General features: G+C 69.2%; 9 protein-coding genes. 7 read left to right on the top strand and 2 right to left on the bottom strand.

Translation table 11 applies throughout. The features are described 5' to 3' along the window. Positions 1–140: 140 nt before the first annotated feature. The 7 genes from QN157_00520 to QN157_00490 all read left to right on the top strand — a co-directional run bounded on the left by QN157_00520 (position 141) and on the right by QN157_00490 (position 10,033). A complete protein-coding gene (locus QN157_00520; GenBank protein MDR7554067.1) occupies positions 141–1,007 on the top strand; it encodes a CRISPR-associated ring nuclease in 867 nt (288 codons plus the stop codon). A 161-nt stretch (positions 1,008–1,168) separates the two neighbouring features. Next, positions 1,169–2,122 (top strand): DNA cytosine methyltransferase, encoded by a 954-nt coding sequence (locus tag QN157_00515; protein MDR7554066.1) that lies wholly within the window; start codon positions 1,169–1,171, stop codon positions 2,120–2,122. Between the two features lie 146 nt (positions 2,123–2,268). Beyond that, on the top strand, positions 2,269–2,859 hold the full coding sequence (locus QN157_00510) for a DNA glycosylase (protein ID MDR7554065.1): 591 nt from the start codon (positions 2,269–2,271) through the stop codon (positions 2,857–2,859). After that, the gene (gene drmA, locus QN157_00505; GenBank protein ID MDR7554064.1) at positions 2,808–6,809 is read left to right on the top strand and encodes a DISARM system helicase DrmA; all 4,002 of its coding nucleotides are present in this window, start codon (positions 2,808–2,810) and stop codon (positions 6,807–6,809) included. The genes QN157_00510 and drmA overlap by 52 nt, the downstream gene beginning before the upstream one ends. Before the next feature lie 19 nt (positions 6,810–6,828). Continuing rightward, a complete protein-coding gene (locus tag QN157_00500) occupies positions 6,829–8,577 on the top strand; it encodes a DUF1998 domain-containing protein (protein MDR7554063.1) in 1,749 nt (582 codons plus the stop codon). Then, on the top strand, positions 8,574–9,065 hold the full coding sequence (locus tag QN157_00495) for a phospholipase D family protein (GenBank protein ID MDR7554062.1): 492 nt from the start codon (positions 8,574–8,576) through the stop codon (positions 9,063–9,065). The genes QN157_00500 and QN157_00495 overlap by 4 nt, the downstream gene beginning before the upstream one ends. A 38-nt stretch (positions 9,066–9,103) precedes the next feature. Continuing rightward, positions 9,104–10,033, top strand: coding sequence for an exodeoxyribonuclease VII large subunit (locus QN157_00490; GenBank protein ID MDR7554061.1), 930 nt, complete (start codon positions 9,104–9,106; stop codon positions 10,031–10,033). A gap of 329 nt (positions 10,034–10,362) precedes the next feature. On the opposite strand, the gene QN157_00485 is transcribed toward QN157_00490, so the two are convergent. Both QN157_00485 and QN157_00480 read right to left on the bottom strand, forming a co-directional pair. Then, entirely contained in the window at positions 10,363–10,944 is a 582-nt protein-coding gene (locus QN157_00485) for a hypothetical protein (GenBank protein ID MDR7554060.1), read from the bottom strand. Between the two features lie 154 nt (positions 10,945–11,098). After that, positions 11,099–11,647 carry a hypothetical protein gene (locus QN157_00480; protein ID MDR7554059.1) on the bottom strand — a complete coding sequence of 183 codons (549 nt, stop codon included), beginning with the start codon at positions 11,645–11,647 and terminating at the stop codon, positions 11,099–11,101. Positions 11,648–11,660: the final 13 nt, after the last annotated feature.

The following is an 11,660-nucleotide window of genomic DNA, read 5'->3' as shown; positions in this document are numbered from 1 at the left end:
GCCCCTACGCGGCTTCTCTGCGTCCAGGGACACGGCTGGTCCGCATCGGCCTGCCCTTCAGGGGGTGAGACACGCTCGTCGCGTTCCGCGCGCCACGTTCTCTTCCGGCCCGCCGCGCAGGCACCACCGGCGAGGCGCTGGTGGCGACTCTGGGCCACGAACCGCAGGTCGTTACGATCGCCCTCGACCTGCTCCTCGCACGGCGCCGACCCATCCGCGAAGTGGCCGTGGTCCACACCACCTCGGCGGCTGTCCTGCAGGGTGTTCGCAGCATTCGTCGGGAGTTCAGGGCGGGTCGCTATGTGGCCATCCGGCTGCGGCCGATCCCAGTGCGCGGCCAGGCTGGGGGCCTGGACGATTTTCGCACCGAGGCCGACGTTCGCCGGCTTCTCTCGGTGTTGTACCTGGCCGTCCGTGATCTCAAACGTTCCCACGGGGCCGTGCACCTGTGCTTGGCCGGTGGCCGCAAGGTGATGAGCGTTGCGGCGATGGTCGTGGCACAGCTCCTGTTCGGCCCCGACGACCGTGCGTGGCACCTCTTGAGCGAGGGTTGGACGCCGGGGGCTCCGCGCCAGATGCATCTGGCGCCTGGGAAGACCGCCCGCTTGATTCCCATCCCGGTGCTCCGCTGGACGGATTCCGCGGTCATGCTGGCGGCCCTCGCGGAGATCGACGATCCCGCAGAGGCCATCCGCAGGTACGAAGAGATCGTGAGGGGCGAACGCATGCGCAGACGGCGAGAGTTCGTGGAGCGCTGGCTAACCCCCGCAGAACGCGAAGTGGCGCATCTGGCCTGCCAGGGCCTGGACAACGCCGCCATCGCCCGGCGCCTTCACCGCAGCGTCCGCACCGTGGCCAATCAGCTCACCGCCGTGTATGCCAAGTTGCAGGACTGGTCGGGTTTCCAGGGGCCGCCCGCGGGACGAGGGCTGCTGGTGGCCGAGTTCGCTCCGTACTTCGAGCTGGTGGGAGCGTCCAGGCAGAAGATGGGAAACACTTCCCAGTGAGAATGAGGAGGACGTCCCATGCGAGCGCCCGCCCGGCTCCGATGAGAAGGGTATGCGCCCCTTCCATCAGCTCGAAAGATCGAGACCCGAAATGAGGGGATTGCGACAAACAAAAAGGGGAGAGGGCTGCTTGTTGCAACCGTGGGGCGGAGATGGCCTGCGTGATCCGCGCGGTTGATCTGTTCTGCGGGGCCGGCGGCTCAAGCGTGGGAGCGCGTGCCGCCGGGGCGAGGATTGTGGCCGGGTTCGACCGCTGGGACCTCGCGATCCGCACGTTCCGGGACAACTTCCCGGAGGCTGCCGCCCGCTGCTGCGACCTGAGGCGCGTCAGCGCGGGGCAGGTCGCCCGCGAGGTCGGTGCCGTGGACCTGATCGTCGGCTCCCCCGAGTGCCGTGCTCACACGCCCGCGAGGGGCGGGTGGTGTATCCCGGACGACAGCTCCATGACAGCCTTCGAGGTGGTGCGCTTCGCCCGCGTCCTGAAGCCCCGCTGGGTCGTCATCGAGAACGTGCCGCAGATGCGACGCTGGCACCTGTATCCCCGCCTGCTCGAAAGCCTCGCCTCCATCGGGTACCGGGTCAGGGAGCAGATCCTGAACGCGAGGGACTTCGGCGTGCCCCAGTCGCGCAGGAGACTGTTCATCATGTGCGACCTCGAACGGGTGCCTCCTCCCGTGATCCCGAGGTGCCGCCGTTTCGTGCCGGCGCTGCGCGTCGTGGACCTCGACGGCCGCTACGCCTGGACTCCCCTGTTCGCCCCGGGCCGCGCGCGGGCGACGGTGGAACGCGCCATGCGGGCCATTCGCACCCTCGGACCCGGAGAACCGTTCCTGGTCGTGTACTATGGGACGGATGGGGCCGGGGGCTGGCAGCGGCTCGACGTTCCGCTGCGGACGGTGACCACCCGCGACCGTTTCGCCATCGTGAAGTGGGAGTCCGGAACACCGCTGATGCGGATGCTCCAACCGGAGGAGCTCCGGGCAGCCATGGGCCTTCCCGCCTCCTTCGTGCTCCGTCACGGCACACGCAGGCAGCGCATCCACCTCCTGGGCAACGCCGTGTGCCCTCCGGTCATGGAGGCGGTGGTGCGCACCCTGAGCGGGCCACGGTCATGAGCGCATCCGCGGGGGGTGCGGTCCGACCACCCGTGCCACTCCCGCCCGCGGTCACCCGTCTGTTCCGGCGGAGGTTGATCCGCTGGTGGGAAACAGCGGGCAGGCGCTTCCCCTGGCGGCGCACCCGCGATCCGTACCACGTGCTCATGGCCGAGATGATGCTCAGGAGAACCCGAGCCGAGCAGGTCGTGCCGGTTTTCAGGCGCTTCCTGCGGCTCTTCCCCACCCCGCGGTCCCTTGCAGACGCGCCCCCGGGGTCGGTGAAGAGGGTGCTGAGACCCCTGGGACTCCACTGGCGAGCCGGTGACGTGGTGCGCGCGGGGAGGCTGCTCGGGCGCGAGGCCGGTGGCAGGGTGCCCGCGAACGCCGAGGCGCTCCGGGCGCTTCCGGGAGTCGGGGAATACGTGGCGAGGGCGGTCGCGTGCTTCGCATTCGGACGCCCCGTGGCGGTCGTTGACACCAACACGGCCAGGGTTGTGTCTCGCTTCTTCGCAATCGGGTGCCGGGGAGAGCCGCGGCGGAGCCGCGAGGTGGCCGCGCTCCTGGAGCACCTGCTGGACCGGCGCCGGCCCAGGGAGTTCAACTGGGCCCTGATCGACCTGGCGGCAACGGTGTGCCGCCCGCGCGGGCCGCTGTGCTCCCGGTGCCCCCTGGAGGACGCCTGCATGAAGGGGGGTGTGGAGGAATGTCCGGATCCGGAGGGGTCTTCGCGGACGGCACGAGGCTCCGAATCCTGACGGACCTTGTCAGGGACCTGCTCGGACCGCGGGATGGGCCTGAGGAGCTCGTCCGGCGGGACGACCCCTGTGCGCTGTACCTGACGGCGGTCCTGGCACCCCGGCCGGAACAAGGAGATGTCCCCCGGTCCCGTGACCCCGAAGCCGAGCAGGCCATCCCGGTGAACGAGGTGGAGTTTCTGTCAGCTGAGGACGACACGGATGATGCCGGAGAACCCGGCGCTTTCGTGGCACCACCGGAGCTCGACCCCGCTGCCCGGCCCTGCGGGATGGGGATCACCTTCGAGGTCGAGACCGACTCCCGGGTGTCCCTGGATCTGTGCGTCACCTGGGCGCGGTACCTGCCGGAGGATGACCGGCAGAAGCCCCGCGAGTGGAGGCGTCACCCGCGGGTCTGGGTCGGCGATGTGACGGTCGGGATTGGCGAGGCCCGGGTCGTATGCCTGGGCCCCAACGGAGCGCTCCCGGAGCAGCACCCCGACTGCGAGCTTTCCCTGCACATCCGGACGCGGTGGGTTCCCGGGGAACGGCGGACGAGAGCGACGGTCACGCTGTACCTGATAAACCGGCTGCAGCGCCGGTCCTCCCGGACCGACCCCGCGGACCACATCTTCCAGCCGCAGCTTCGGGTGCTGTCGCATCCGGAGCCGTCGCCCATGCGGACTCCGATGACCGGCGGTGCTGACCGGGAGGCACTGGTCCTCGAGCTCCTCCACCGTCACAGAGCGATTCGGGCGCGGGGCCACATGTGCTCCGCCGTCTGGAGGGAGGTGGATCCCGAGCGCGATCCCGGAACTGACGCTCCTCCGGAGCAGCTGGAACACCTCCGCGCCCTCACCTGGCCGGATGGTGCCGTCCTGGCGCGGGAGATCCGGGAAAGGTTCACCGCCCCGCACGTCCGGAGCGAGTTCATTCCGGTTTACGCGGTGCTCACCTCCGACGCCGGCTGGCCGGAGGACCTGCCATCCACCCCCGAGCTGCGCGCGGATGTTCTCGCCGAGTGCTGGGAGCCGGAAGAGCTGCGCCGCGCCCTTGAGCCGCTCGTCCGCCTCTTCGAGCAGCGGGTCGCGGAGTGGAAGCAGGAGGCCGATCGGATCGCCCTGGAGAGCCGCGGGTACCACGATGCGGTCTGGCATCTGTTCAACCAGGCCGGCGACGCGGCCCGCCGGATGCGTGCCGGGCTGGAGCTCCTGCTGAGCGACAGGGAGGCCCGCCTTGCCTTCTGCTTCTCCTGCCGGGCGGTGTCCCTGCAGCACCATTGGGCCGGCGGCGAAATGGCCGGACCCTTCCGCTGGAGGCCGTTCCAGCTCGCGTTCATCCTGAGCGTGCTGGAGTCGATCGTCAGGCCGGACTCTTACGACAGGGACGCCCTGGACCTACTCTGGGTCCCCACCGGACTGGGAAAGACGGAGGCCTACCTGGCGCTGATGGCCTTCGCCATCGCGTACCGCCGGAGGCGCGCGCTGCGCCGGAGGGTCGGCAACGGGGCCGGCACCGCCGTGATTTCCAGGTACACCCTCCGGCTTCTGACCATCCAGCAGTTCCGACGCGCCCTCCGGATGATAACCGCCTGCGAGTACCTCCGGGTACTCGGGCTGAGGGGCGGCGGGCCGGTGGGCTGGAGGCCTGCCCGGTGCAACATCCGCGATCAATTCATCTGGGGCACGGCGCGGTTCGCCATAGGACTCTGGGTGGGCGGCAACGTCACGCCGAACCATCTCGGTTCAGGTCCGCCCTCGAACCCTGGGGCCATGTACGCCCTGAAGAAGCCGTCGGGCGGTGGAGCCCACCGGGGGGAGCCGGCTCAGGTGCTGGAGTGCCCGGCGTGCGGCGGCGTCCTGGCGTTCGACACGCTTCCCCAGGGCGTGCACACACTTTCCTGGCTGGTGGAAGCGCGGAGCCCCCAGCGGATCCTGCAGGCAGCGAGACGATCGCCAGGCCACCCCGCCTTTGAGGTCCTCGACGTCTCCCTCACTCGGCTGGCGGACAGCACCGCCGCTGCTCTGGAGGTCCGCCTGTCCTGCGGCCGGGACGTCCTGGCAGACGAGATTCACGACTGGCTGGAGACGGTGCTGAAGGGGTCCGGGGTACAGCTGACCGCCCACGCCGGGCGCCCCGGCTATTTCATCCGCAGGATCACGGGGCCCAAGGGTGGCGCTCACGAAATCGATTTCGACATCTTCTGCCCGCGGCCGCGGTGCCCGCTGAATGACGGGGTGCTCTGGGCGGAGGGCGTCCCGTGTGACGCGAGCGCCGGCCCAGGTGCGGACACGGGCGCCACACAGGTCTACCAGCTGGTGTTGCCCCGTGGCCAGGCCGTGACCTCGCCGGACGGCCTCGCCTTCCGCACCGCACCTGCCTTCGTGCGCCCGGGCTCCGGCAGTCACAGGACTTACCTCAGTGTGTCGGTGCCCATCCCGGCTCTCACCGTGGACGAGCAGATTTACCGCCGCTGCCCCTCGGTGGTGATCGCAACGGCGGACAAGTTCGCGAGGCTGTCCTGGGAACCGCGGGCGGCCTCATTATTCGGCAACGTCGACCGGTTCCATCCGTTCCTGGGGTACTACCGGGATGGAACCGAAAGCCCCGCCGTGCTCAAGGCACTCGCACAGGTTGTGGCTCCCTTCGAACCTCCGCAGCTCATCATCCAGGACGAGCTTCACCTCCTGGAGGGCCCCCTCGGAAGCATGTTCGGCCTCTACGAGGCGGTGGTCGACAAGCTCTGCGCCAGGCGAACTGCGGGCAGCGATTCCGAGTACCACGCGAAGTACATAGCGTCGACCGCCACCATCCGCCAGGCGCAGGACCAGGTGGAATCCCTCTTCCTCAGGAGGCTCTACGTGTTTCCGCCGCACGGCCTGAGCTGGGACGACCGCTTCTTCCTCCGCGAGAGGGAGCCGCACCCGCTTGAGGAGGGGCCGCCCGGTCGCCTCTACGTCGGCGTCTGCGCTCCCGGTCGCGGCCCCCTGACGCCGGTGTTCAGGATCATGGCGCGGCTTCTCCAGTCCGCTCACGAGGTCCGCCTGGACCTGGGAGACAGCACCGCTGATCCGTGGTGGACCCTGGTGGCGTTCTTCAACGCGATCCGTGAGCTCGCCGGCGCCAGGAGCCTGTGCCGGCAGGACGTCCAGGAATGGATCCGCGGCGCGCTCGCCGGCCACGGGAACCCGCGCCCCATCACGGAGGACGGCCTCATAGAGCTGTCGAGCCGTGTCGGATCAACCCAGCTGCCCGAAATCCTCAGCCGGCTGGAGCGGCGCCTGCCCGACAGCGCCCCGGATATCCTGCTGACCACCTCCATGTTCGGAACCGGGGTGGATGTCCGGAGACTCAGCCTGATGTTTGTGGCCGGCCAGCCGAAGACAACCTCGGCCTACGTCCAAGCCACCGGGCGCGTGGGCCGCGGCCGCGGCGGACTGGTGGTCACCTTCCTGCGGGTGACGAGGCCGAGGGACCTCAGCCACTACGAGTTCTTCATTGGGTTCCACCGCAGGCTTCACGCCTTCGTGGAGCCCGTGAGCGTGATGCCCTTCTCCCCGCAGGTGGCCGGGCGGGCCGGCGGACCGGCCGCCGTCGCCCTGCTCCGGTGCTCCAGGGAGTCGGGTCACCCCTGGCATGTGGACACAACGGCAGGCGACATGCGCTCCCGCCGCCAGGACGAGGCGTGGGTTGCCGGGACCTTTGAGGCCCGCGCCGCGGCACAGCCGCGCCTCAGACGTCCTGACCCCGGACACGTCCGGCAGATCCTGGACGCCGCTCTCGACCGTTGGGCTCAGGCGTCGGCGGCGTGGCATGACCTCGTTTACGTCGAGTACTGTTTCGGGGATCCCCCGCAGCACAGCGTGGTGCTGGGCGATGCCGAACACAGGAATGCCGGTCGTGCCGTCTACGACATGGCACCCCAGTCGCTCCGGGACGTCGAGGACACGGTGCCCGTGAGCACCGGCTGACGGGTCGCGGAGGAAGACCATGGGCCGCCAGCAGGTCCGCCAGTCGCAGTTCCTCATCACTTACGGGCCCGGTGCGCTTCTGGAAAGCATTCACGGTCCGAGAATGATCCTCCACCCCGACTGCGGGTACTTCCCCGATCGGGTGGATCCACAGGAGAGGGAGATCTCTGCCGGCAGACTGGCCGCCATGCTGGACGGCCGGGTGTACCGGCTTCCGGGTGTCCACGATCCTCCCTGGCCCACCCGGCCCTTCCCCAAGTGGGCAATCTGCACCGAGCACTCCATCCTCTACGCGCGTGACTGTCCCGAGTGCGGGCCCGGGGGGCGCGGGAAAAGGAGGGTGCAGGCGGTCCGCTTCCTCATGGCCTGCAGCAGGGGTCACCTGGACGAGGTCAGCTGGCACTCGCTGATCCACGGCCGTGGCTCTCAGTGCCAGCACAGAGACTGGTTCCACTGGTTCGGCGGCGTCAGCCGCATCCGCGACCTGCGGGTCCGCTGCCCGCTATGCGGGGCGGATGCTTCGCTCGCCCGGCTGTACGAGGGCAGGTGGCCCTGCAGCGGTCGGTTTCCCGAGCGCGAGCGGCCCGAGGATCCTCCCACGCGCACGGGGTGTGACCATCACGCCGTGCTTGTGCAGCGTCAGGCCAGCAATCTCTACGTCCCCGACATCGAAGCCATCTTCACGCTCCCACCCGCGCACACACGCCTGCACCAGCTCCTTCAGATACCGGCCATCATGGCCGTCCTGCAATCGCTGGACGCGCCGGTCCCCGGCAGAGAGGAGAGCTGGCTGAAGGACTTCACCGGGAGGCTGCAAAGGCTGGCAACCCGCCAGCCGCGTCTCTGGGACGCCGTGGAGAACATCCGCCGGGCGGCCTCGGACGACCCGAGACGGGTGATCCGCGCCTGCCTGGAGCTTCTCGAACCGCCCCCCGGGTCGCGGGAAGAACTCCTCCATGCGGAGATGCAGGCCCTGCTGTCGGCCGCAACACACGGAGCGGCGTGGGACCCCGATGCTGGCTTTGAGATCACCCCGCAGCGTGCCGGAGCCGCGGACGGCCCCGGGGTCCGCCTCAGGGCCGTACCCATCCCCCGGCTGCGCGTCCTCATGGTCAAACGGGGCTATTTCCGGATGGTGGATCCCCAGCGCAGCGCGACCCGCGTCGATGTCTCGTGGAGGGACGCCGGCGGCACAAAGTGGTATCCCGGTCTGGACTATCCGGGAGAGGGAATCCTCATCACACTCGATTCGGACGCGCACCCGGGCCTCCGCCACCCGCCGCTGCAGGGAAATGCGGCGCGCGAATGGAACCGGGCAAGAACTGACCGGCGCTATGACGAACTCGTCTGCACGCCCGCACACGTCGAGCTGCACCCCGTGTTCGTCTGGTGGCACACCCTTTCGCACCTACTCATCCGCGCAATCGCGATCCACTCCGGCTACGGAGCCGCGTCCATACGCGAGCGCGTCTACCTGCGCGAGGAGTCCGAAGGTGCCACCGGGGCCCTGGTCCTGTACACCGCCCAGCCCGGCACGGACGCGTCCATGGGAGGACTGGTGGCCCTGGCGCCGCGGTTCCAGGAGATTGTGGATCTGGCTGTGGACGCCATGCTGTACTGCTCGAATGGAAGCCTGTGCGACGAGCGCCGCTTCTCTGCTGGGTCGACGTCGGGGGCGTCGTGCTACGCGTGCACGGTTCTTCCGGAGACCTCCTGCGAGCACCGGAATCTCTGGCTGGACAGGCAGATCCTGCTGGAGAACGCATGAGCGTCCCCGCCATGGTCACGGTGCTGGCGACCGGGCCGGAGCTGGTGGGCGGCTCAATCCGGGGCATCGAGCCAGCTCTCGTGGAGCTCATCCGGTCGGCCGCATCGGAACTCCACATCGCGGCCTACCGGGTGGGCCCGGGTTCCGGGATCCTGATGGACCACGTGGAGCGCGCCCTGGCGGCTGGCGTACGGGTCATCTGCGTGGTCTCGTCGACCAGCAGCGTGGACGCCGAGACGGCCGCAAGGCTGGCCCGTCTGCGGGGGAGCTACCCGCATATGACCCTGGTCGACCTTGCGGCGCGGGGCACCGGCCTGCTCCACGCGAAGGCGGTCGTGGCGGACCGCCGGAGGGCCATCGTCGGGTCGGCCAACCTCACCTGGGGCGGCCTGGTTGCCAACCTCGAGATCGCGCTCCTCGTGGAGGGTGACCCCGCATGGCAGATCGCCGCCCTCATCGACCGTCTGGCCACGGGAAGAACGCCGTAAAGCAGGCACGTGGCTGACGAGGCGCAGGTCGACGCGACATGGACGGAAGGCAGGAGGGAAGAACATTCGAGAGTGTGCAGGGGGAATCGAGCGCGGGCTCAATCCACACCCCCTCCTCTCTCCTCCTCGCCCTGGAGGCCAGCCTGCGCATCTCCAGGTACGCCACGCCGGTCCTGTTGAAGGGCGTCTGGCGGCCCGGCAGCGGTCGCGAGTACAACGGCTTCTGCTACGACCGCCTGGAGGACGAATACGTCCCGGGCAGGCAGATCTCGATCCGCATTCCGGTCTCCCTGCGCGGCGCCCTCCGCGAGGGCCAGACAGCGGTGCTCAAAGGCGTCCTGCGGGTGCAGGCGCAGGACAGCGGCGAGGGGCTGCGGCTGGTCTTCCACGTGGCCGAGCTCATGGGCGTGGAGAGACCAGCGCTCTCCGAGCAGGACCTCGCCCGGGCTGAGATCCTTCGAGCCCGGGCGGCGAGGGAAAGCCGGGACCTCGATGGTCTGCTGGCCTCCGCCTTCTACCGGGGTGAGAAGCCCCGCGTCGTGCTTCTCACAGGCCTGGAGAGCGTGGTGGACCGCGACATCCTGGCTGCCCTGGGGTCCGCCGCGGAGGCCTGCAGGCTGGAGTGGCGGCGGGCCAGCCTGGGCTCGGCGGCGGAGGTGGCCGCTGCCCTGGCCCGGGCCGTCGACGACGCCCCTCCCGTGCTGGCCGTGGTCCGGGGCGGCGGGTCTGGCCTGGAGGTCTTCGAGGACCCCGCGGTGGCCAGAGCGGCCCTGCAGCTGCCGTGCGTGCTGGTGACGGCCATCGGGCACACCCCCGACGTGACCCTGCTGGACATGGTGGCCGACCGGCAGTTCGAGACGCCGACCCGGCTAGGCCAGCACCTGCGGGAGGTGTGGGAGCGCACGTCTGCGAAGACGGTGGCCAGCGTGGCCGCCGCCCTGGCGGAGGCCGACACATTGCGCCCATGACACATCACCTCGAAAGATCGAGACCCGAAATGAGGGGATTTTGCGACGAGTAAGGTAGCGTGCGTTCGGACAGCTAGCCTCTAACGACCCAGGGACGCTAGTAGAGCGTTGCGCCTACTCTAGACGTAGGAAAAAGGGCGAATACCTTTGAGGTGTCGTCAACGTGCGTGAAGTGATTCGGGGATCGGTGATGATCCTACAAACTCAGAACGGATTTGGACCCTCCAGCAGATGGCTGTACGCCAAGGCGATAGTCCAGCAGTACCCGGGAACGCGCATGCGCTCCGTTGCTCAGTTGATAAGCAATGGCCTAGTGCTGACGTCTGCTCTCAAGAGCGCGGGCACTCCGGGGGAACCGTGATCCGAATGTCCGCGCCGAAGTCGTAGAAGTCCGCTTCCCAGGTACCGGGCCGTGTGGAAGATCCGGGGGTGGCGCCCAGGGGCTCCAGGGCCATGCGAAGCGGCAGCGTGGTCTCGCGGTCCACCGAGAGCCGGGTGCGCGCGCGCACGCGACCCGCGCCGGGTTGCTCGACATCGGACTCGTACTCATACACGTAGACGGGACGGACCTCCCCCCGTGGGGTCGTGTGGGCGCCGGGTGTCCGTCCGAGGATCCGGACCACGCCCGTGATGTCCTGCGGCCGAGGCGGGCGGGTGGGTGCCATCGCGGCGGACTGCTGGCGGGGGAGCAGCCGGCAGATACCGGCGGTCAGCATCCACGCCTGGTCCCCGACTTGCACGATCTCGGTCTGGACGCCCCCTGAGGACACCACCATGCGGCTCGAGGGGGGTGAGCTGCGCTGGTCGACCTCCACGACCACCGGGCCGGTCCGCATCCGGTACGTGTGCGCCGTGGACAGGCGGTTGAGGGCCTCAAGGACCTCCTGCCACAGCTGCGCGTCCCCCTCCACCCGGACCTGCGCCCCCACAGGGGCGCCCGCGGTGGAAAGGAGCAGTGCAACAGCGGCGACGGTCGCGAGAGCAGCTGCGAGGTCCGCCCTCCTTGCAGGCTTCATCGTCTTCTCCCTTGTCTGCGCGCTTCTCCGCGCGCAATGGCGCCGGGTGCTAGAGGTCACGCGCGGGCACGAACAACAACCCCGGCGCGTCGTCCCGTCGGTAGTCGCCTTTGTACGGCGGACGCAGCTTGTCCGGCGGCACCGGCCGGCCGTCCTCCGGGGACACCGCGACGAGCCCGGCAAGGCGCAGGCCGGGAGTGGTACCCAACTTCTTGATGCCCACGTACCACAGCCCGAGCCATACCCCCAGGCACAGCGCGAGGAACCCGAGAGCCTCGAAGTCAGCGACCCCGTCCGTGATGTCGACCGACGGCAGGACTCCGGCGCCTGCAAGGAGCCACCACAGTATCCCGGAGGCCGCGAAACTCACCGCCACGTCCACGAAGTTGACGATGCCCACGCGCCACCAGTTTCGCCGGTGGGCGTCGTACAGCCTCCGCAGACGTGGGTCAGATTCCAGGCGTCGGCGCCACTGGTCGTAGCGGGCGCGGCGTGCGGCAGAGGCGCGGGGGAGGTGTCGGAGCAGCAGAGCCAGCAACACCAGGTCCCCCACGACGACCGCAGCAACGAGGAGGGTGACGACGTCGGGCCGTGCCATACGTTGCCCCTAT

It is taken from the genome of Armatimonadota bacterium, assembly GCA_031459855.1.
GTDB classification, from domain to species: Bacteria; Sysuimicrobiota; Sysuimicrobiia; order Sysuimicrobiales; family Humicultoraceae; genus Fervidifonticultor; species Fervidifonticultor primus.
This window is presented reverse-complemented; position numbering and strand designations above follow the sequence as displayed.

Bases quoted from the DNA above. Each gene is read 5' to 3' on its own strand.
- QN157_00510 (MDR7554065.1), top strand. From the start codon at position 2,269: ATGGCCGAGATGATGCTCAGGAGAACCCGAGCCGAGCAGGTCGTGCCG.
- drmA (MDR7554064.1), top strand. From the start codon at position 2,808: ATGTCCGGATCCGGAGGGGTCTTCGCGGACGGCACGAGGCTCCGAATC.
- QN157_00500 (MDR7554063.1), top strand. From the start codon at position 6,829: ATGGGCCGCCAGCAGGTCCGCCAGTCGCAGTTCCTCATCACTTACGGG.
- QN157_00495 (MDR7554062.1), top strand. From the start codon at position 8,574: ATGAGCGTCCCCGCCATGGTCACGGTGCTGGCGACCGGGCCGGAGCTG.
- QN157_00490 (MDR7554061.1), top strand. From the start codon at position 9,104: ATGGACGGAAGGCAGGAGGGAAGAACATTCGAGAGTGTGCAGGGGGAA.
- QN157_00480 (MDR7554059.1), bottom strand. From the start codon at position 11,647: ATGGCACGGCCCGACGTCGTCACCCTCCTCGTTGCTGCGGTCGTCGTG.